Source organism: Kutzneria buriramensis, assembly GCF_003387475.1.
GTDB classification, from domain to species: Bacteria; Actinomycetota; Actinomycetes; order Mycobacteriales; family Pseudonocardiaceae; genus Kutzneria; species Kutzneria buriramensis.
Genome location: NZ_QUNO01000008.1, coordinates 376,149 through 397,262, shown reverse-complemented (window position 1 = coordinate 397,262; position 21,114 = coordinate 376,149). Strand labels below are relative to the sequence as shown.

At 70.7% G+C, this 21,114-nt stretch carries 18 protein-coding genes; 13 read left to right on the top strand and 5 right to left on the bottom strand.

The window, feature by feature from the left end; all coding sequences use genetic code 11:
* Window positions 1-43 precede the first annotated feature (43 nt).
* Both BCF44_RS25200 and BCF44_RS25195 read right to left on the bottom strand, forming a co-directional pair.
* Window positions 44-985, bottom strand: coding sequence for an alpha/beta hydrolase (locus BCF44_RS25200; protein WP_116176811.1), 942 nt, complete (start codon window positions 983-985; stop codon window positions 44-46).
* A complete protein-coding gene (locus BCF44_RS25195) occupies window positions 982-1,923 on the bottom strand; it encodes an alpha/beta hydrolase (protein ID WP_116176810.1) in 942 nt (313 codons plus the stop codon). The genes BCF44_RS25200 and BCF44_RS25195 overlap by 4 nt, the downstream gene beginning before the upstream one ends.
* A gap of 99 nt (window positions 1,924-2,022) precedes the next feature.
* Between BCF44_RS25195 and BCF44_RS25190 the strand changes: the two genes are divergently transcribed.
* The 7 genes from BCF44_RS25190 to BCF44_RS25160 all read left to right on the top strand — a co-directional run bounded on the left by BCF44_RS25190 (window position 2,023) and on the right by BCF44_RS25160 (window position 9,096).
* Window positions 2,023-3,165, top strand: coding sequence for an MFS transporter (locus BCF44_RS25190; protein ID WP_116176809.1), 1,143 nt, complete (start codon window positions 2,023-2,025; stop codon window positions 3,163-3,165).
* Window positions 3,162-4,169, top strand: a complete 1,008-nt coding sequence (locus tag BCF44_RS25185; protein WP_116176808.1) for a helix-turn-helix domain-containing protein — start codon at window positions 3,162-3,164, stop codon at window positions 4,167-4,169. The genes BCF44_RS25190 and BCF44_RS25185 overlap by 4 nt, the downstream gene beginning before the upstream one ends.
* A gap of 159 nt (window positions 4,170-4,328) precedes the next feature.
* Window positions 4,329-5,735, top strand: a complete 1,407-nt coding sequence (locus BCF44_RS25180; protein WP_170217726.1) for a cytosine permease — start codon at window positions 4,329-4,331, stop codon at window positions 5,733-5,735.
* Window positions 5,732-6,388 carry a thiaminase II/PqqC family protein gene (locus tag BCF44_RS25175; protein ID WP_116176806.1) on the top strand — a complete coding sequence of 219 codons (657 nt, stop codon included), beginning with the start codon at window positions 5,732-5,734 and terminating at the stop codon, window positions 6,386-6,388. The genes BCF44_RS25180 and BCF44_RS25175 overlap by 4 nt, the downstream gene beginning before the upstream one ends.
* Window positions 6,389-6,618: 230 nt before the next feature.
* Complete coding sequence (locus BCF44_RS25170) at window positions 6,619-7,329, top strand: helix-turn-helix domain-containing protein (RefSeq protein WP_211353208.1); 711 nt, start codon at window positions 6,619-6,621, stop codon at window positions 7,327-7,329.
* 4 nt (window positions 7,330-7,333) lie between these two features.
* Window positions 7,334-7,888 carry a hypothetical protein gene (locus BCF44_RS25165; protein ID WP_170217725.1) on the top strand — a complete coding sequence of 185 codons (555 nt, stop codon included), beginning with the start codon at window positions 7,334-7,336 and terminating at the stop codon, window positions 7,886-7,888.
* Window positions 7,885-9,096: an MAB_1171c family putative transporter gene (locus BCF44_RS25160; protein WP_116176804.1), complete on the top strand. Its 1,212-nt coding sequence runs from the start codon at window positions 7,885-7,887 to the stop codon at window positions 9,094-9,096. The genes BCF44_RS25165 and BCF44_RS25160 overlap by 4 nt, the downstream gene beginning before the upstream one ends.
* Window position 9,097: 1 nt before the next feature.
* Here BCF44_RS25160 and BCF44_RS25155 read toward each other — a convergent pair whose 3' ends face one another.
* Window positions 9,098-11,200, bottom strand: coding sequence for a diguanylate cyclase (locus BCF44_RS25155; RefSeq protein ID WP_116176803.1), 2,103 nt, complete (start codon window positions 11,198-11,200; stop codon window positions 9,098-9,100).
* Between the two features lie 304 nt (window positions 11,201-11,504).
* Between BCF44_RS25155 and araD the strand changes: the two genes are divergently transcribed.
* Both araD and BCF44_RS25145 read left to right on the top strand, forming a co-directional pair.
* Window positions 11,505-13,211, top strand: a complete 1,707-nt coding sequence (araD, locus tag BCF44_RS25150) for an L-arabinonate dehydratase (protein WP_116176802.1) — start codon at window positions 11,505-11,507, stop codon at window positions 13,209-13,211.
* 44 nt (window positions 13,212-13,255) lie between these two features.
* Window positions 13,256-14,242 (top strand): LacI family DNA-binding transcriptional regulator, encoded by a 987-nt coding sequence (locus BCF44_RS25145; RefSeq protein WP_342775641.1) that lies wholly within the window; start codon window positions 13,256-13,258, stop codon window positions 14,240-14,242.
* A gap of 5 nt (window positions 14,243-14,247) precedes the next feature.
* Here the strand turns inward: BCF44_RS25145 and BCF44_RS25140 are convergent, their stop codons facing one another.
* A complete protein-coding gene (locus tag BCF44_RS25140; RefSeq protein ID WP_379800992.1) occupies window positions 14,248-15,072 on the bottom strand; it encodes a S1 family peptidase in 825 nt (274 codons plus the stop codon).
* Between the two features lie 238 nt (window positions 15,073-15,310).
* On the opposite strand from BCF44_RS25140, the gene BCF44_RS25135 reads away from it, so the two are divergent.
* The 4 genes from BCF44_RS25135 (at window position 15,311) to BCF44_RS25120 (ending at window position 19,729) form a co-directional block, all read left to right on the top strand.
* Window positions 15,311-15,994, top strand: a complete 684-nt coding sequence (locus BCF44_RS25135) for a DUF969 domain-containing protein (protein ID WP_116176800.1) — start codon at window positions 15,311-15,313, stop codon at window positions 15,992-15,994.
* Complete coding sequence (locus tag BCF44_RS25130) at window positions 15,991-16,956, top strand: DUF979 domain-containing protein (RefSeq protein ID WP_116176799.1); 966 nt, start codon at window positions 15,991-15,993, stop codon at window positions 16,954-16,956. Before BCF44_RS25135 ends, BCF44_RS25130 begins: the two co-directional genes overlap by 4 nt.
* On the top strand, window positions 16,956-17,597 hold the full coding sequence (gene pcp / locus BCF44_RS25125) for a pyroglutamyl-peptidase I (protein WP_116176798.1): 642 nt from the start codon (window positions 16,956-16,958) through the stop codon (window positions 17,595-17,597). Before BCF44_RS25130 ends, pcp begins: the two co-directional genes overlap by 1 nt.
* A gap of 89 nt (window positions 17,598-17,686) precedes the next feature.
* Window positions 17,687-19,729 carry an NPCBM/NEW2 domain-containing protein gene (locus BCF44_RS25120; RefSeq protein WP_116176797.1) on the top strand — a complete coding sequence of 681 codons (2,043 nt, stop codon included), beginning with the start codon at window positions 17,687-17,689 and terminating at the stop codon, window positions 19,727-19,729.
* On the opposite strand, the gene BCF44_RS25115 is transcribed toward BCF44_RS25120, so the two are convergent.
* A complete protein-coding gene (locus BCF44_RS25115; RefSeq protein WP_116176796.1) occupies window positions 19,726-21,078 on the bottom strand; it encodes an MFS transporter in 1,353 nt (450 codons plus the stop codon). The genes BCF44_RS25120 and BCF44_RS25115 overlap by 4 nt on opposite strands.
* Window positions 21,079-21,114: the final 36 nt, after the last annotated feature.

Sequence of the window (21,114 nt, the reverse complement as noted above, 5' to 3'; positions counted from 1 at the left end):
CGTTGGACGAGGGTAAGGCGTCCTTCCCTGCATAGAGCGGGGGTCAGGAGAGGGCGCGGCGGATGGCGGCGACGGACTCCGCCGACATCCGCTGGCTGACGGCGGCGGTCGCCACCAGCTCGGAACCGTGGAAGGTGCCCGGGAACAGGTGCAGCTCGGTCGGCACGCCGGCCTGGATGAGCCGGGTCGCATAGGCCAGGCCCTCGTCGCGCAGCGGATCGAACTCACACACCGACACGTACGCCGGCGGCAGACCCGACAGGTCCTCGGCACGTGACGGAGCGGCGTACTGGTCGGCCAGCTGACCGCCGAGGTAGTACTTCCAGCTGAGCACCGCGTTGGGCCGGTTCCACATCGGCGTGTCCACGAACCGGGTCATCGACGGCGTCTCCAGCCGGTCGTCCAGCTCCGGAATCGCCAGGAACTGGAAGCACACCGCCGGCCCGCCCCGGTCCCGCGCCAGCAGCGCGAGGGCGGCGGCCAGTCCACCGCCGGCGCTGACGCCCCCGATGCCGATACGGGAGGAGTCGACGCCGAGCTCGGACGCCTTGGCGGCGGTCCACTCCAACGCCGCGTAGCAGTCCTCCAACCCGGCCGGATACGGATGCTCCGGCGCCAACCGGTAGTCGACCGACACCACGACCGCGGCGGCCTCGGCGGCGATCCGGGTCGCGATCGGCACGTCCTGGTCCAGGTCGCCGACGACGAAGCCGCCGCCGTGAATGCTGACGAAACCCGGCAGCGGCCCGGGGACACCGGTCGGCGTATAGACACGGACCCGCACCTCCGGGGCTCCGGCCGGGCCGGGGATGAGCCGCTCCTCGACGGTCACCGGCGTCGCCGGCTCGTACGTCGGCATCTGGAACGACTGCGCCCGCACCTGCGGGTCGTTCATCATCGCCCGGATCGCCGGCATGTTCTCGAGGCTGATCGCCGGCAGCATCGGCAGCCACTGCTGGAGCTCGGGGTCGATCGCGTACGTCATGACTTTCCTCCTTGCAGGCCACGGCGAACGGCGTCGACGCGCTCGGCGGCCATGCGCTTGCTGACGGCGGCGCTGACCACCGCACTGGAGCCGTGGAAGGTGCCCGGGAAGTGGTGCAGCTCGGTCGGCACGCCGGCCTGGATGAGCCGGGTCGCATAGAGCAGGCCCTCGTCCCGCAGCGGATCGAACTCGCACACCGACACGTACGCCGGCGGCAAGCCCGACAAATCAGAGGCACGTGACGGAGCCGCGTACTGGTCGGCCGGCGAACCGCCGAGGTAGTACTTCCAGCTGAGCACCGCGTTGGGCCGGTTCCACATCGGCGTGTCCACGAACCGGGTCATCGACGGCGTCTCGAGCCGGTCGTCCAGCTCGGGAATCCCGAGGTACTGGAACGCCACCGCCGGCCCGCCGCGGTCACGGGCGAGCAGTGCGAGGCCGGCGGTCAGGCCGCCGCCGGCGCTGGAGCCGCCGATGGCGATGCGCGCCGGGTCGACGCCGAGCTCGGACGCCTTGGCGGCGGTCCACTCCAGCGCCGCGTAGCAGTCCTCCAACCCCGCCGGATACGGGTGCTCCGGAGCCAACCGGTAGTCCACCGACACCACGACCGCGCCGATCTCGTCGGCGATCTCGAAGCAGCCGGGGGCGTCGATGTCGAGGTCGCCGAGCACGAACCCACCGCCGTGGATGGAGACGAAGGCAGGCCGCGGGCCGGCGACGCTCGTCGGCGTGTAGACGCGGACCCGCACCTCGGGGGCGCCGGCCGGGCCGGGAATGAGCTTCTCCTCGACGGTGACCGGGTTCTTCGGCTCGTACGCCAGGAACCGCCCGGCCATCTCGGCCATCCGCCCGCGGGCGGCGTCGACGTCCTCGATGGTCAAGCCCTGGGGCAGCATCGCCAGCCACGGGAGCAGTTCGGGATCGAAGGCGTAGGTCATGACATGAAGCCTGCCGTGGCGGCGCGGCCCGTGCACCCGCCACATGTCGCCGGAACAAATGGCCTGACCCGCCAACTGGCTGGCCGATAGCCTCGCCCGATGGGGGTCGTTCTGCTGCTCGTCGGCTTGATCGTGTCCAGGGTCGGCGACAACGTCGCGGTGTTCGGCCTGGTGCTGGACGCCGCGCACCGCCCCGAGCCGTGGGCGGTGGCGCTGGTGTACCTGGCCGGCATGCTGCCGCCGGCGCTGCTGGCCAAGTGGCTGGGGCGGCAGGCGGACCGGCTGGATCCGCGCCGGACCTGGCTGGCCTGCCTGGTCGTGCAGGCGGCGACCTTCACCCTGGCCGGGGTGGTGAACGACTTCCCGCTGCGGGTGCTGGCGGTGGCCGTCGGCGCGACGATGGGCACGCTCGGCGGCTCGGTCGGCTTCAAGCTGCTCAACGCCACCGCCGGCGAGGACCGGGTGTCGTGGGTGAACGGCGTCGCGACGGCGTCGAACTCGCTGTCCAACATCATCGGCCCGGCGCTGGGCGGCCTCGTCTACGCGGTCGCCGGCAGCACGCCGCTGCTGCTCGGCGACGGCCTGTCGTTCCTGGTCCTGGCGGGCATCGCGGTCGCCACGACGCCGCCCGTGCCGAGGCCGCGGCGGAAGGGCCCGGGCGATCCGCTCGTGCTGACGCCGCTGCTGCGCCTGCTGGCCCCGGTGATGGCGGCGATCATCCTCGGCGTCTGCCTCGAAGGCGTCGCCGGCATCTTCTACCTGCGTGAGGTCCTGCACGGCAACGACATCGCGTACGGCCTGCTGCTCGCGTGCTGGCCGGTCGGCAGCCTCGCGGGCGCGCTGCTGACCGGCCGCCGGCGGTTCGCCGCGCACCGGCCGCTGTTGCTGCTGCTCGGCGGCCTGACCTGCGCGCTGGGCATCCTGCTGGCCGGCGCGATCCCGTTCGCCCCGGCCATCGCGGCGGCGTTCGTGCTGGGCGGCCTCGGCAACGGCACGGTCAGCACGACGGTCCGCCTGCTGATCCACGAGCAGGTCCCGGAGACCCAGCAGGGGCAGGCCTGGGCGCGGTGGTCGGGCGTGGCCAACGCCTGTTCGCTCGTCGCGTACTTCGCGGGCACGCCCTGGGGCGAGCTGCCGCCGCAGGCGATCGTGATCATCTCCGGCGCGTTCCCCACGGCGGTCGCGGTCGTCGGCCTGATTCTCTTCGCCCGGCGGCGCACGCCGGTACTGTCGACGCCGTGAAGGGCCTGCTGCTGCGACTGTCCGCGTTGGATTCCGACGCGGCCAGCGCGGTGCGGGTGATCAGCTTCTTCGACGTGCTGGTGGCCCAGCACGCCGGCCTGGAGCGGCTGGTGGCCAGCACGGCGCAGCTGGCGGAATGCCCGGCCGGCCTGAGCGTGCCGGAGACCGGCGTCTGGCTGCGTGCGGATGCCGCCGGCGTGTCGCTGGCCGAGGCCCCGCCGCCGGCCGTGAGCCGCGAGCTGGACGGCGGCGGCCGGGTGTGGCTGGAGCGGGCGGGCGAGCCGCTGCCGCTGGACGAGATCGTGCTGGAGCGGTTCGCGATCGCGGCGTCCGTGCTGCTGAACGAGACGCGGGCCCGGTTGTCCGGTCTGGACGATCCGGCGCTGCTGGAGCTGGCGGTCAGCGCGTCGGCCGGCGACGCCGAGCGGTCGCGGGCGCTGCACCTGCTGGGTTTCTCCCCGCTCACGCCGATCCGCGTGCTGGCGACGCCGCACGCCCTGCCGGATCCCCCGGGCCCGCAGGCGGCGATCGGCAGCCAGCACGCGGTGCTGGCGCCGGCCGAAACGATCGTCCCAACCGGACACACGATCGGCGTCGGCCCGATGGTGCCGGCCATGCGGGCCCCGGAGTCGTGGCGGGCGGCGACGGTGGCGGTGCGGTTCGCGGCGCCGGGCGTGATCGACACCGTCGAATGGGACAGCCTCGGCGCGCTCGGGCCGATCGCCCAGCGGCTGCCCGCGGACGGGGTCGGCGACGTCCCTGACCTCGCGGCGCTGGACCGGCTCGCCGCCGAGCCGGGCGGCCAGGACACCCTCGACCTGCTCACCGCGGTCGTCGCGACGGACTCGGTGCGCAAGGCGGCGGCGCTGGTGCACCGGCACCACAGCTCGGTCGCCGGCCGGCTGGCCCGCGCCGAGGCGACGCTCGGTTTCGACGTGCACTCCCCCGGCGGCCGCTTCCGCCTGACCCTCGCTTTGGCGCTGCGCCGGCTCCGGGATTCCTGACACACAACCCGTTCGGGGGTACAAACCGACGGTCCCGCTTCCCACTGTGATCAACTTTGCGCCGCTCGGGTTAAGAGCCTTGGGCCTGCCGACGGGACGGTCCTCACGCTGCGTGTAGTAGCTTTCCCAGCACTGTGGGCACGGGGAGAGGGCGCGTTGGTGGCTGACTCGACGGATCACGACTACTCGACGGGGGCCGCCGGCATCGTGCCGGCCGATGAGCGCCGGTCCCCGTACCACTTCGTCGCGCTGTGGGTGACGCTCGCCGCCGGCTTCACCTATCTGTTCCTGGGTTTCCAGTACCACGACGCCGGCTACTCACTGCTCCAGGCGGTCGCCGCCGGCGCGATCGGCGCGGTGGCGTACTTCCTGTACGCGCTGCCGGCGGCCTACCTGGGCTCCACCACCGGCCAGACGCACGCCCTGCTCACCCGCTCCATCCTCGGCAAGATCGGCTCCGCGCTGGTCAGCCTGCTGCTGATCGGCGTGGCCGCGGGCTGGACGGCGTTCGCGTTCAACCTGCTGGCGACGCTGTTCGACGGCCTGTACGGCTGGGGCCACGTGGTGGTGATCAGCGTCGTGCTGGCGGTGCTCGGCATCGCCAACAACCTGTTCGGCTTCAAGGGAATCACCGCGTTCGCCCGCTGGGTGGCCGCGCCGCTGATGATCGTCTGGGTGCTGTACCTCGTGGTCAAGGGCATCGGCACCATCCCGGACGACGCCCTGAACGCCCGCCCCAAGCCGACCTCCGAGTTGCCGTTCCTGACCGGTGTCGGGGTCGCGATCGGCTCGGTGATGTGGGGCAACGAGCCCGACACCTGGCGCTACGGCAAGCCGAAGTTCCTGTGGCCGGCGCCGGCGTTCGGCATCGCCTTCGCGGTGGGCCTGGTGCTGTTCGTGGCCGGCGGCTGGATGATGGCTCAGCTGTCCGGGGCCGGCCAGTACGACTTCGGGCCGGCGTTCCACTACACCGTCGAGTACTCGCTGTTCGGGGCGCTGTGGCTGGGCGGCATCGTGGCCACGGTGCTGATCGTCGCGATCAACGACGGCAACTACTACGAGATGGTCAACGGCGGCCAGAACGTGCTCGGCACCGTCCCGGGCTGGAAGCGCTGGCACACCTGCCTGCTGATGGCGGTGATCGCCGCGGTGTTCACCTGGCAGTTCCCGGACGTGCAGAACGGCTTCTACACGGTGGCCAGCTGGTCGTCGATCGCGCTGCCGAGCACCACCGTCGTGATGTGCGTGGACCAGTTCCTGCTGCGCCGGCGGCGGGTGGACGAGATCCCGACCTGGCGCGAGTCGGCGCTGGCGAACTGGCCCGGGCTGGTCGCGGTGGTGCTGGCGGTCGCGTTCGGCGCGTGGGGCCTGGGCCTGCTGCCGGGTCAGGACGCCGCGCCGAGCGCCGGCATCGTGCCGGTCGAGACCTGGCTGCTGGCCGGGTTGATCTACGCTGCACTGGCCGCCGTCGCCGCTCGGACGCCGAACGCCGCGGTCGTGCTGGGCTTCAGCCGGCGGCTCCGACAGCCGACTGAGCCCATCACCGAGGAGACCCCGCAGCGATGACCGCATCGGCACGCGAACTGCTGACGAAGGCCAGGACCGAACTGGCACCGGGCGAGCACGAGAACCGCCTGGTGCCGCTGATCGCCGAGGGCAAGGCCTCGCGCACGGCGATCGCCGCGCTGGCCGCCGAGCAGCACCGGATCATCGTCAGCGACTGGCGCAGCTTCCTGGTGCTGGCCTCGCGGTGCGCCGACCCCGCCGCCGGCGCCTTCTTCTCCGGGCTGGCCGCCGGCGAGGGGCTGGCGCTGGACAACCTGCGCAAGTTCGCCGCCGCCTCGGGCCTGGACGAGCAGGCGCTGGCCGACTACAAGCCGATGGCCGGCTGCCAGGCGTATCCGTCCTATCTGGCCTGGCTGGCGCTCAACGGCGAGCCGACCGACGTGACCCTGGCCGTGGTGGCCAACTTCTCGGCCTGGGGCAACTACTGCCAGGCGGTCGCCACCGGCCTGCGCCAGCACTACGGCTTCGACGACGAGGGATGCTCGTTCTTCGACTTCTTCGCCGCCCCCGCCCCGGACGGCGACGAGCCGGCGATCGCCGCCGTGCAGGCCGGCCTGGACGCCGGCCGCGGCACCGAGGCCGCCTTCGAGTACGGCCGGCTCATCCAGAGCTACGAGCTGATGTTCTGGAACACCCTGGCCGAGCTGGCCTGACCGGAGCCGCGTGTGACCGTCACTCCCCTCTTGTGACGGTCACACGGCTCCCGAGGTCCGACGCGTCACCCGATTGCACCAGAATGCCATCTCAACCCCAGAACGATGCATACCGGTGGAACCCGCCTGATCGCAGCTTAGAGGAGATCCACTCCATGTCAACCACGATGCCGCCATGCCGGGGCCGCCGAGGCAATCTGGTACAACGGGAGCGGGACGGGGGGTGAGAGGTGGCGGAGCACGAGCGGACGTTCGCCGAGGTGCTGGAGGAGCTCTGCCGGTCGCCGCGCCCCGACGGCCGCCCGCACACCAACGTGGAGATCGCCGCCGCGGTCGGCGTCGGCCACTCCTACATCGGCCAGCTGCGCAGCGGCAAGAAGGTCAACCCGTCGCTGACGCTGGTGCTCGCGCTGGCCGAGCACTTCGGCGTGCACCCCAGGCACTTCGTCGGCGGCGACCGCGAGCGCACGCCGGGCTCGCTGCCGGTGACCCCGTTCGCCGAGCGGCTCACCCAGCTGTGCGAGCTCGTGCACCCGCTGGGCAAGCCGCCGCTCGGGCCGACGGAGATCATCGGCCGGATCCGCGAGCACGGCGAGCGGATCGACTGCGGCCCGTGGACGATGTCCCCGCACACGCTGGCCGACTACCGCAGTGGCGCCAACGCCGACCCGTCGCTGATCCACCTGCTGGCGCTGGCCAAGGCGTTCGGCACCCGGCCCGCCTACTTCCTCGACGAGGAGTACGCCGGCAACGTCGTCAAGGAACTCAAGGAGCTGGCCCTGGTGGCGAGCCTGGGCCTGCACACCGTGGTGCTGCGGGCCAGCGAGCAGGACATCTCCCGCGAAACGCTGATGACCGCGCTGGCCAACGCCTTCGACTACACCGACCGGGAGACGCGCGGTGACGACGGTGCTGGTCCGGACCGCGACGGAGGCCGCTGACGGCATGCGACGACGGGCTATCCGCAAGCTCTGCGCCGACTTCGTGAAGGGCCTCGACCTCGGGGCGGCCGACACCGTCGACGACGTGTACCGCAAACTGTGCGACGCCGTCGCGGCCCGTCTCGGCCAGCCGGTCAGCTACCGGGTGGCGCCGCTGGCCGACGGCATCACCGGCATGTGGGCCACCGACGTCACCGGCGCGCACGCGATCATCTTGTCGCCGGTGCGCAGCCCGCTGCACCAGCTCACGATCATGCTGCACGAGATCGGGCACATCCTGTGCGGGCACCAGCCCGTGAAGCTGATGTCGCCGGAATCCCTGCGGGCGCTCTACCCGAACCTCTCGCCGGAGACACTGCGGCTGATGGCCATCAATCGGACCACAGTGGACAGTGTCGACGAGGCCGACGCCGAGGAGGTCGGCGGGCGGCTGTTCGACGAGCTGACCGCGCAGCTGGAGGACCGGATCCACGCGATGGGGCTGGACCTGTCCGACACCGACAGCCGGCTCGTGCGCACGTACTACATGTTCGGCTTCTCCCCCGGCGACCTCGGATGACGTTCGGTTTCATCGGCATGGTCCTGTGCGCCACGGCGATCGTGCTCTACAAGCTGCCGGCGTTGGTGAAGGCCCCCAAGGAGGGCCGACGGACGCTGTTGCCGCTGTGCCTCGGCGCCGGCTGCACCGCGTTCTCGTTCGTGCTGCACGTGCCGAGCGTCGCCGACGGCCTGGATGCCGCGCTCGGCGTGCCCAACACCAGCACCCTGGTCATCTACACTCTCGCGCTGGGCATGCTGGCCTGCGCGCAGGTGATGGTCGCCAACTGGGTGCTGCCGTGGGACAAGGCCCGGCGGCGCACCATCCGCGTGCTGTGCGGGCTGGCGATCATCCTGGCGCTGCTGTGGGCGATCTTCGCCACGACGCCGAGACTGCCGCAGTCGCACCACTTCTACGTCGACTTCGCGACCAATCCGCACATCGCGACGCTGCTGGTGTTCTTCAACCTCACCTACCTGGCCGGCGCGCTGTCGTTCGCGTTCCGCTCCTTCCACGGCGCGACCGTGGTGCCCCGGGACAAGGTCTGGCTGCGCTGGGCGCTGGTGCTGTGCGGGACCGCGCCGGTGTTCATGGCCCTGGCCACCGTGCTCATCCTGATGTCGATCGTCGGCGCCTGGTACCGCGTGGACCTCACGTTCTGGGGCGGCGTCGTCGCACCGGTCGTCACCATGCTCGGCATGCCGGGGTTCATCGTCGCGGTCAGCATCGCCCAGTGGGGGCCGCGGATCCCTTCGCTGCACCAGCGCATCGCCGGCGGCGTGGCCGGCATCGTCGCGTTCCACCGGCTGCGGCCGCTGTGGCGGATGCTCCGGCCGATCGAGCCCGCCGCCGTGCACCCCCACCGCGGCCTGCGCGACCGGTTCAGCACGCGGCGTCGGCTGCGCTGGCGGATGGTCGAAATCTCGGACTGGATGTGGCGGCTGAACCGCTACCGCGATCCGGCGCTGGCGGCGGCCGTCGAGCGGCGTGGCCGGGCGTCCGGGCTGTCGGACCGGGCCATCGCCGCCGCCCAGGAGGCCGCCCACCTCACGGTCGCCCTCGCCGCCTGGACCGCGCGGACGTCGCCGCCCACCGACCCCGTCCCGACGCCGGTGTCGACGTTCGAGACCTTCGACATCGACGACGAGCGGCAGTGGCTGGTCGCCGTCGCCGCCGCGCTGAGCAGCCCCGTCGTGACGGCAGCCGTCACCGAGGAAGCGTTGGTCTAGCTCAGCTCCACTGCTCGGGGGTCAGCTCGGTGGGCTTCTTCAGGTCGCCGACCTGGCCCCGGCGCAGCAGGTCCAGGAACAGGTCCACGACGTCCGGGTCGAACTGGGTGCCGCGGCCCTGCCGGAGCTGCTCGGCGGCGGCGTCCACGGTCAGCGCCGGCTGGTACGGCCGGTCGACGAGCATCGCCGCCCACGAGTCGCACACCGACAGCACCCGGGCCTCGACGCGGATCCCGTTGCCCACCAACCGGGACGGGTAGCCGGTGCCGTCGTAGCGCTCGTGGTGCTGGCGGATGATGTCGGCCACCACGCCGAAGCCGGGCACCATCCGGGCCAGCCGGTAGCCGTACTCGGGGTGCTGGCGGACCAGCCGCCACTCGTCCTCGGTGAGCGCAGTCGGCTTGGTCAGCACCGCCTCCGGGATGACGATCTTGCCGATGTCGTGCAGCCGGCCGGCCAGCTCGGCGTTGCGGGCGGTGGCCTCGTCCTGGCCGAGCGCGGTGACGAGGGTGAGCGCCCACCGGCTGATGGCCAGGCTGTGCTCGTTGGCGTGCAGCAGGGCGTCGACCTCGTCGGCGACGTGACTGAGGTAGTCGATCATCGCGGTGTGGTCGGTGACCACGGCGGTGCTGGTCGCCACGGCCTCGCCGACGACCACCTGGTCCCGGCCGCGCGCCTTGGCCACGTACATGGCGCGGTCGGCGGTGGCGACGAGCTCGTTCGGGCTGTCCCCGTGCAGCGGGAAGCACGCCGCGCCGACCGACACCGTCACGGCGATCCAGGTGTCCTCGGACAACGCCACCGGGCTGCTGGCCACCCGCATGCGCAGGCGTTCGGCGATGGTGGACAGCTCGCTCAGCGCCGCCTCCGGCACCAGCAGCGCGAACTCCTCGCCGCCGTAGCGGGCGAGCACGTCGCCGCCGCGGGCGGCGCCGCGCAGCCGGGCGGCGATCTCGATCAGCGCCTGGTCGCCTGCGGGGTGTCCGTAGCGGTCGTTGATGGACTTGAAGTGATCGACGTCCACGATGAACACGGCCAGGGAGCCGCCGGCCCGCCGCGCCCGCGCCACCTCGATCGGCAGCTGCGCCTCGAAGAACCGCCGGGTGTGCAGGCCGGTCAAGGCGTCGGTGATGGCCAGCCGGCGCTGGTCGGACACCAGCCCGGCAAGTCGAGCGATCGTCAGGCCGAACAGCAGCGCGCAGGCGAGCGCGATCACCGGGATGTCGCGCAGGTCGCCGCGCGCGCTCTGGACGTACAGCGTGACCGGGGCGATCAGCGCCGCCCCGGTCAGCGCGGCGATGCGCGCCGGCCCGATGCCGGCGTCCCGCACCGGGGACGGATCTGTGAGTCGAGCCATCGTCGGATGCAGCGCGGCGGCGCCCAGCGCCAGGTTGCCGGCCAGCCAGATGGCGTCCAGGAAGTTGCCGGTCTCGTAGGTGCCGGCCAGCTGCTGCGCCACGTACATGGTGTCGGCGGCGACGAAGGCCAGCATGTTGAACGTCAGCAGCCAGAACGAGCCCGGCCGGCGGCCGCCGCCCAGGATCAGCCGCAGCGCCACCGTGAGCATCAGCAGGTCGAGGACCGGGTACGCGAGGGAGAACGCCTTCACCACGACCGGCGCGTCCAGCCGGGCGTTGGGGGCGATCAGGTAGACCCAGGACAGCATCGCGGCGCCGACGCTGATCACGGCCGCGTCGATCACGCCGGGCAGGTCGCGGCCGGGCGTGCGGCGGCGGATCAACATCATCAGGCCGGCGACCACGAGCGGGTAGTGCGCGACGTAGAGCGGGTCGGCGACGCCCGGGTAGTCGAGGTTGCCGAACGCGTAGTGCGCGACGTAGAAGCTGGTGTCGGCGGCGGCGTAGACGACCTGGCTCAGGCCCAGCAGCAGCCACGGCAGCCGGGGCCGCGGCCGGTGGCGGAAGACGCCGTACAGCACCATCACGGCCGCGGACGCGCTGAGCAGGCAGTAGAGGGTGATTCTGATGCCGGCGCCGGCCCCCACCGGCGGCACGAGGTAGTAGGCGAACATCACCACTGCGCCTGCCGACAGATAACCGATCCACAACCGGTCGTTCTCGGTACGCGGACCCCTCGCGCCCATACAAGCACCCTCTCATCCGGAATTGGCCGACGGATCAGTCACCGTGTCCATCCCGATCTCGTAGCGCTCAGGATAGGGGATAACGGTGGGACGGCCGTGCCAAACACCGGTGACGAAAGAGCACAACGCATTTCCGAGGGTTAGACAGCTTGTGCGAAAGGGCGGGGCCGGTGTGGGTTGACGAAGCCGCCGCGCATGTCAACCCACACCGGGGTCTATCCGCTCCCTGGGGCGTACCCTGGTTGCTGAAACACACAGTAAACGTTTTCAATGACGGTGTCCAGTGCGAGTGAGGAGGCAACGGATGTTGCGCAGTCAACGGTGGTACGAGGGCGACGGGGTGCGCGCTTTCAGCCACCGGACCCGGACCCGCCAGCTGGGCATCGGCGGCCCCGAGCACCTGGGCAAACCCGTCATCGCGATCGTCAACACGTGGACCGAGCTCAACCCCTGCCACAGCCACCTGCGGGAACGCGCCGAGGCGGTCAAGCGGGGCGTCTGGCAGGCCGGCGGCTACCCGGTCGAGCTGCCGGCCGGCTCGATGGGCGGCGAGACGTTCCAGAAGCCCACCGCGATGCTGTACCGCAACCTGCTGTCGATGGAGACCGAGGAGCTGCTGCGCTCCTACCCGGTCGACGGCGCGGTGCTGATGGGCGGCTGCGACAAGACCACGCCGGCGCTGCTGATGGGCGCGGCGAGCATGGACCTGCCGGCGATCTTCGTGCCGGCCGGGCCGATGCTGCGCGGAAACTGGCGCGGCCAGGTGCTCGGCAGCGGCAGCGACATGTGGAAGTACTGGGACGACCGCCGCGCCGGCCTGGTCGACGACCGGCAGTGGGGCGAGCTCGAGGAGGGCCTGGCCCGCTCCCCCGGCCACTGCATGACCATGGGCACGGCGTCCACGATGACGTCGGTGGCCGAGGTGCTCGGCATGACGCTGCCGGGCGCGGCGTCCATCCCCGCCGTGGACTCCGGCCACGAGCGGATGGCCGCCGCCAGCGGCATGCGGATCGTCGAAATGGTCAGGGAGGACCTGAAACCCTCGGACATCCTGGACGAGCGGTCCTATCGGGACGCGATCACCACCGTGCTGGCGCTGGGCGGCTCCACCAACGCCGTCATCCACCTGGTGGCGATGGCCAACCGCAGCGGCGTGAAGATCACTCCCGATGACTTCGACGAGGCCTCCCGCACCGTGCCGGTGCTGGCCGACATCCGGCCCAGCGGCCGGTTCCTGATGGAGGACTTCTACTACGCCGGAGGTCTGCGCGGCCTGCTCGCCCGGCTGCGCGACCGGCTGCACCTGGACCGCCCGACGGCGTCCGGCGCGACGTTCGGCGAAACCCTGGACGGCGCGGAAGTCTTCAACGACGAGGTGATCCGGCCGCTGGACAACCCGCTCGCCGCCGACGGCGGACTCGCCGTGCTGCGCGGCAACCTGGCCCCGGACGGGGCCGTGATCAAGCCGATCGCCGCCCGCCCGGAGCTGCTCAGCCACACCGGCCCGGCGATCGTCTTCGACGGTTACGGCGACCTCCAGCGCCGCATCGACGACGAGGACCTGGACGTCACCGCCGATTCCGTGCTGGTGCTGCGCGGCGCCGGGCCGCTGGGCGGCCCGGGCATACCGGAGCACGGAATGCTGCCCATCCCGAAAAAGCTGCTGCGCGCGGGCGTGCGCGATGTGGTACGGATTTCCGACGCGCGAATGAGCGGCACCAGTTACGGGACTTGCGTATTGCATGTTGCACCGGAGTCGCACGCGGGTGGCCCGCTGGCATTGCTCCGAAACGGTGACATGGTCACTCTGGACGTCCCGAAACGGCTTTTGCACATGCATGTGGACGACGCCGAACTGGCCCGCCGGCGGGCCGCCTGGACGCCCCCGCCGCCGCGCTACACCCGGGGCTACGGGGCCATGTTCAGCCGGCACATCCAGCAGGCCGACCTCGGCTGCGACTTCGACTTCCTCGCCGAACCGGGTCGCACGCCGGAACCCGACGCGACCTGAGCCGAAGATCCCGTACAGTTCCGGTTGCCCAGGAAGGCAGGTGCATGTCGGTGGCGGTGACCATCCGCGATGTCGCGCGGCAGGCCCAGGTGTCGGTCGCCACGGTGTCGCGCGCGCTCACATCGCCCGACCTGGTCCGCGCGACCACCAGGGAACGGGTGCTCGCGGTCGCGGCCGATCTGGGCTACCAGCCCAATCTCGCGGCCCGCGGTCTGATCACCGGCAAGACCGGCAACATCGGCATCGTGGTGCCCGACCTGAACAACCCGTTCTTCACCGGGGTGCTCAAGGGCGTGCAGAACCAGGCCCGGCTGGCCAGCCACGCGGTGTTCGTCGCCGACAGCGACGAGGACCCGGCGGCCGAGGAGCAGCTGGTACGCGCGATGGCCAAGCAGGTCGACGGCGTCATCCTGTGCTCGCCGGGCATCGACGAGCAGCAGGTGCGGGAGCTGGCCGAGTCCACCACCCTGGTGCTGCTGAACCGGCGCATGCGCGGGGTGCCGGCGGCGCTGATGAACTCCGGCTCCGGGCTGCGGCAGGTGATCGACCACCTGGTGGCGCTGGGGCATCACCGGATCGCCTATCTGAACGGGCCGCGCACCTCGTGGTCCAACAAGGAGCGTCGCCGCGGGCTGCGGATCGCCGTGCAGCGCCACGATGTCGACCTGGTGGACATGGGCCCGTTCCCGCCGCGCTACGAGGGCGGCCTCCAGGCGGCCGATCTCGCGATGGCCGAGAACGTCACGGCGATCGTGGCGTACAACGACATCATGGCGCTGGGTGTGCTGGCGCGGCTGCGGGATCGCGGCGTGCGCGTGCCGGACGACGTGTCGCTGACCGGCTTCGACGACCTCATGTTCGGGGCGCTGTGCCAGCCGCCGCTGACCACGGTGGCGATGCCGGTGGTGCCGGCCGGGCGGCTCGCGGTGGACCTGTTGCTGGACCGACTGGCCAACCGGGACGCCGAGGTGCGGCAGGACGAGCTGGACACCCAGCTCATCGTGCGCGCGACCACGGCGCCGCCGGCGTAGTCCCGCTACGGCTTGGGCAACGCACAACCGGCGAGGTTGAGGTTGACCGTGCTGCCGGTCATGCAGCCGGCCAGCAGGTAGGTCTCCTCGCCGTAGTTCGTTCCCTCGTGGACGGTGACGTTGCCGTTCTGGTCGACCTCACAAGGGTTGTCCAGCGTGCACTGCTCGCCGTTCTCGTTGCCGGTGTTGTTGATGCCGATGAGCTTGCCGCTCGGGTCCTCGATCGGCGAGCCCGAGGTGCCGCCGATGGTGTTGCAGGTGGACGTGTAGCGGATCGAGTCCTTCCAGGTCCAGTCGGACTCCTTGAGCCGGTACACGAACCCGTCGATGTTGCAGCTGTAGATCTTCTTCCAGTACCCGGAGACGACCTTGATCGCCGTGCCGGCGGTCGGGTGCGCCGAGGAGATCTCCAGCGGGCTGATGTTGTACCGCGACTTGATCGCGTCGTAGGTGGTGTTGAGCTGGTACAGCGTCATGTCGGTGTCGGTCATGGTCGCGTAGGCGACCTTGGTGGCCCGCAGCGTGCCCAGGTTGCCGCCGCTCGGGCTCAGCAGGGTGAACGACCGGCTGGACGACTTGTTGACCAGAACCTGGCCGGGGTTGAGGAAACCGCCCTCGTAACAGTGGCCGTTGGTCAGCACCAGGGCCGCGCCGGAGGTCGGGGCGCCGGCCAGTTTGACCAGGGAGCCGGAGCAGTTGCTGAGAGCGACGGTGCCGGAGAAGTCGATCGCGGACGGGGCGGCGGTGGCCGCCGGAGCCGTCAGCGCCGTGGACACGAGCAGGGCGCCGATCAAGGTGCCCAGCCGTGACATTCGCCTGGGATTGCGCATGGCAGGGATTCCTTCCGTGGCAGCAGGACAGGTGACACGGTGTAGCAGTCGAAGACACAGTTGACCGGTTCGGCACACGGGTCGGTACCCGCCGAAAGTCGGACGTTTCACCCAGGCCAGTGACGGTTAACGCCGTTCAGACGGCCATTCGGCGGCAACTACCCGCAGTAGTGCCATCTTGTAGGATTGTTGAACAAGACCTACGCTTCCGGGACCCCCATCCCGTGAAGGAGGTCACATGGTCGTCCTCATCGGCGTCGCCCTGGTGGTGCTCGGCTTCGCGCTGCGGCTCAACCCGATGCTGGTCGTCACCGTCTCCGGCATCGTCACGGCCCTGCTCGGCGGCCTCAATCCGGTCGCCATCCTGGACACCTTCGGCACCGGCTTCGCGAGCAACCGCTCCGTCACCATCTACGTCATCACACTGCCGGCCATCGGACTGCTCGAACGCTACGGCCTCCAGCAGCAGGCCGCACGGCTGATCGGCAAGCTCCGCGCGCTGACCACCGGCCGGCTGCTCGCGGCGTACATGCTGATCCGCCAGGGCACCTCCGCGCTCGGCCTGACCGGCATGTGCGGCCCCGCCCAGACCGTGCGCCCGCTCATCTCCCCCATGGCGCTGGCCGCCGCGCTGCGCCGGCACGGGGAACTGTCGGACGCTCAGATCGAACGGGTGAAGGCGTTCTCCGCGAGTTCGGACACCGTCGGCCTGTTCTTCGGCGAGGACATCTTCCTCGCCGTGGGCTCGATTCTGCTGATCACCAGCCTCGTCGACTCCACCTACCACCTCAAGCTCGACCCACTCCAGATCGCGGTGTGGGCCATCCCGACCGCCGTGTGCGCATACCTCATCCACGGCGCCCGCCTGCTGTGGCTGGACCGCACCCTCGCCCGCACGACCGTGGAGGTGGCCGCGCGATGATCGACGCCGAGTGGCTCTACTGGCTGTGCGGCCTGTTCTTCCTCGTCGGCGCGGGTTTCAGCTACCGCCGCGCGCAGTACGGCGGCGCCGCGTTCTGGGCGCTGCTGGGGCTCTCCTTCTGCTACTCGACCTTCGTCGTGCACAAGACGGCCGCGGCGTGGCCGCTGGGCGTCGCGGTGATCGTCATCGCCGGGCTGGCCGGCTTCGGCGCCCTGGGCAAGGCCGAGATCGCCACCACCTCGCAGGCCGAGCGGATCAACGCCGCGAACGTGTTGCGCGGCAAGCTCTTCGTGCCGGCGCTGATGATCCCGCTGGTGGCGCTGATCTTCGGCACCATGCTCGCGTCGGTCACCGTCGGCGGGAAACCGTTGCTGGCCAGCGGAACCGCGACACTGACCGGGCTCGGCGTGGGCGCGATCGTCGCCGGCGTCGTCGGCCTGGTGATGCTGCGGCCGGCCGGCGGCCTCAAGCTGAGCCTGCCGCTGACCGAGGGCACCCGGCTGCTCCACTCCATCGGCTGGGCCGTGGTGCTGCCGCAGATGCTCGCCGTGCTGGGGCTGGTGTTCGCCACCTCCGGCGTCGGCACGGCCGTGGGCACGATCGTCTCCGGCGTGCTGCCCAAGGGATCGCTGCTGCTGGCCGTGATCGTCTACTGCCTGGGCATGGCGCTGTTCACCATCATCATGGGCAACGCGTTCGCCGCGTTCCCGGTGATGACCGCCGCGGTCGGCTGGCCGGTGCTGATCCAGGGCTTCCACGGCAACCCGGCGATCGTATTCGCGGTGGGCATGCTCGCCGGCTTCTGTGGCACGCTGTGCACACCGATGGCGGCGAACTTCAACATCGTGCCGGCGGTGCTGCTGGAGATGAAGGACCGGTACGGGCCCATCAAGGCGCAGCTGCCGACGGCGGGGCCGCTGCTGGTGTGCAACATAGCGATCATGTACCTGATGGGATTCTGATGAGCACGGTGCTGCTGACCGGTTTCGAGCCGTTCGCCGGGGACGACGCCAACCCGTCGTGGGACGCGGTGTCCCTGGTGGAGGTGTCCGGCGCGGAACTGGTCACGCAGCTCCTGCCCTGCGTGTTCGACGAGTCGATCGCCGTGCTGCGGCAGGCGGTCGTGGCGCACCGGCCGGACCTGGTGATCGCGGTCGGGCTGGCCGGCGGCCGGGACGTGATCACGCCGGAGCGGGTGGCGATCAACCTGAACGACGCGCGGATCCCCGACAACAGCGGCCGGTCGCCGGTCGACGAGCCGATCGTCGACGGCGGCCCGGCCGCGTACTTCACCGGTCTGCCGATCAAGGCCGGGGTGGCGGCGATGCGGGCCGCCGGCGTGCCGGCCGCCGTGTCGCACACCGCCGGCACCTTCGTCTGCAACCACGTGTTCTACGGGCTGATGCACCTGATCGCCACCGAGAGGCCGGGGATGCGCGGCGGCTTCGTGCACGTGCCGTACAGCGCGGAGATGACCGCCGCCGCCGGGGCTTCCCGGCCCTCGCTGCCGGTGGAGACCATCGCCGCCGGGCTGGCGGTGTTCGTGGAGACCTGCCTGAAAACCTCCGATGACCTTCGGGTCTCCGCCGGCACCCTGCACTGACGGCTGTCAAGTAGTCTTTCGACGTCTTGCGCCCTTTTGTCGAGTCCTTGTGTGATGGGAAGCACCGCCCGTCTCGACAAGGAGGTCCGATGACTGGGCTGTTTCGGCTGGCGTCGTTACGGCGGACTCGGTTACGGCTGGCGGCGATCGGTGCAGCGGCGGCCACCCTGTTGGCCGGCGCGACCCTGGTCACCGCCCCGACCGCGGTGGCGCTGGACAACGGTCTGGCGCGCACCCCGCAGATGGGGTTCAACAACTGGAACGCCACGCACTGCAGCGGCGACTTCAACGAGACCATGGTCAAGGGCATCGCCGACCTGTTCGTCTCGTCCGGGCTGAAGGCCGCCGGCTACCAGTACGTCAACCTCGACGACTGCTGGGCGCTGCCCACGCGGGACGCCGACGGCGACCTGGTGCCCGATCCGGCGCGTTTTCCCGACGGCATCAAGGCTCTCGCTGACTACGTGCACTCGAAGGGCCTAAAGTTCGGGCTGTATTCCAGCGCCGGCACCAAAACCTGCAACTCCGCCGGTTTCCCCGGCGGCCTCGGGCACGAGAAGCAGGACGCCGCGCTGTGGGCGTCGTGGGGCGTGGACTACCTCAAGTACGACAACTGCAACAACGCCGGCAGCACCACCACCCAGCAGTACATCGACCGGTACAGCGCGATGCGCGACGCGCTCGCCGCGACCGGCCGCCCGATCCTGTACAGCCTGTGCGAATGGGGCGTCAACAACCCCTGGATGTGGGGCGCGCCGGTCGGCAACTCGTGGCGCACCACCGGCGACATCAGCGACAAGTACAGCTCGATGCTGTCCATCTTCAAGAAGAACGTGGTGCTGGCGCCGTACGCCGGGCCGGGACACTGGAACGACCCGGACATGCTGGAGGTCGGCAACGGCGGCATGACCGACACGGAGTACCGCAGCCACTTCAGCCTCTGGTCGATCATGGCCGCGCCGCTGCTGATCGGCAGCGACATCCGCAAGGCGACGCCGGCGACGATGAGCATCCTGACGAACAAGGACGTCATCGCTATCGACCAGGATCCGTTGGGAGTTCAGGGAACTGAACTGTCCAATGCGAACGGTCTGCACGTGCTGACCAAGCCGCTGTCCAACGGCGACCGCGCGGTGGCCCTGTTCAACGAGAACGCCACCGCGGCCGCGATCAGCACCACCGCCGCGGCCGTCGGCCTGCCGAAGGCGTTCGGGTACCAGCTGGACGACCTGTGGTCGCACAAGACCACCGAGACCGCCGGCACGATCTCCGCGGTGGTTCCGGCGCACGGCACCGTGATGTATCGCGTGCACGCGGGCGGTTCGTGGTGGGCGTACCCGCCGGCCGTGCACACCAACGCCTCGCTGCCGGTCCCCTACCCCGGCGCGCCGTCGCTGGTCACGCCCGGCACTTCGGCCACCGTCACGACCGACACCACCAACGACGGCGTGCTGCCGGGCCTGTTCGGCGAGGTCAAGGTCACCGGTCCGGACGGCTGGGGCGTGCAGGCCTTGTCGCCCACGCACTATCCGCTGCTTCCCCCGGGGCAGGGGATTTCCGGCCGATGGTCCGTCTCCGTCCCCGCCGGCACGCCACCCGGCAGCTATCCGTTGCACGTCAGCACCGTCTACTACCCCGGTAAGTCCACCGTGGACTACGACCTGGTCGTCTCCGTGGCCACGCCGCTGGCTTCCGGCACCACCCTGCTCGGGGACGATCCGTGGCTGTCGGCCGACAACGGCTACGGGCCGGTGGAACGCAACACCAGCAACGGCGAGTCCAAGGCCGGCGACGGGCATCCCATCAAGCTCGGCGGCGTCACCTACGCCAAGGGCCTCGGCACCAACGCCCCCAGCACCATCACCTACTACCTGGCCGGCCACTGCTCCACCGTCGACAGCACCGTCGGTCTCGACGACGAGAAGACCGGCTCCGGCTCCGTCACCTTCGAGATCTGGGCCGACGGTAGGAAGGTGGCCGACACCGGTCTGATCAAACGAGGCGATCCCGCGCAGACCCTGCACGCCGACGTCACCGGCGCCAGCCTGCTCCGCCTGATCGTCACCGACGGCGGCGACGGCAACACCAACGACCACGCCGACTGGGCCCAAGCCCAAACCACCTGCGCCTAACCCCAACCCCCGCGAGAAACACCCACCACCAACCCCCGCGAGTCGCGCTTACAGACACACCGAAATGCGGTTTCGGGCAGAAACGAGCCCTGAATCTCAGATCTGCCCGAAACCTGCATTCGGTGTGTCCCAGAGCGCGACTCGCGGGGGTTTGGCCCGCCGGTGGTGACGGTCCTTACCGAGCGGCTCGTCAGGGCGCCGGCGGTGGCCAGGACGGTGATGGTCGCACCGACGAGCAGGGTCGGCCGGGTTCCGAACAACGCCGCCGCCGGCGCGGCCACGGCCGTGCCCAGCGGGATCGCCACGAACGAGCCGACGGCGTCGTACGCGTACACCCGAGCCAGCCGGTCCGCCGGCACGCGCTCCTGCAACGAGACGTCCCACGCGATGCCGGCCTGCTCCATGGTGAAACCGGTCAGCGTCAACGCCAGCACCATCGCCACCGTCCCCGGCGCGACGGCCAGCACCACCAGCGGCACCGCCTCCGCGAACACCAGCGTCACCCCGTACGCCAACGCCCGCCGCGGCATCCACCTCGCCGCGAGCAGCCCGCCGGCCACCGCCCCGACGGTCTCCGCCGCGAGCGCCAGGCCCCATCCGGTCCGCCCGAACGTGGCGTCGGCGATCGCCGGCCCGAGCACCATCAACCCGCCGGCGTTGATCGCGTTGATGAACAGGAACTGCACCACGATCACCCACACCCAGGTGCGGCCGGTGAACTCCGTCCACCCCTCGCGCAGATCGGCCAGCGCGTGCGACGGCTCGCGCACGGGATCGGGCACCCGCAGCCGCGTGAAGCACAGCGCCGCCACCACGAAGCTCAAGGCGTCCACGGCGATGCACCAACCGGGACCGATCACGGCGACCAGGCCGGCGCCGACCGAACCGCCGAGGATCATCGCGAAGTTCTGCGTCATCCGAGTGACGGTGTTGGCCGCACGCAACGAATCCGCCGGCACCGTCTGCGGTGTCAGCGCGCTGGACGCCGGGCGGAAGACGGCCGCCAGCGCGCCGTTGGCCACGCTGAGCGCGATCAACAGCGGCACGGACGCCCATCCCGTCAGCACCGCGAACGCCATCAGCGCCTGGAATATTCCCGCGCCGAGACTGGAACCCTGCAACACCAGTGCTCGCGGCAGCCGGTCGGCCAGCACCCCGCCGGCCAGCAGCACGGCCACGTTCGCCACCGACCGCGCCGCCACCACCACGCCGATGTCGGCCGGCGACCCGGTCAGGTCCAGCACGGCGAACGCCACGGCGAACGGCGCCATGGCGTTGCCGATCAGGCTGACCGAGCGGCCGGCCGTGAGCCAGCGGAAGTCGCGGTGACGCAACAGATCGGCGAACATCCGGTGAGCATGTCAGCCGATGCGAACGCAGAGCGA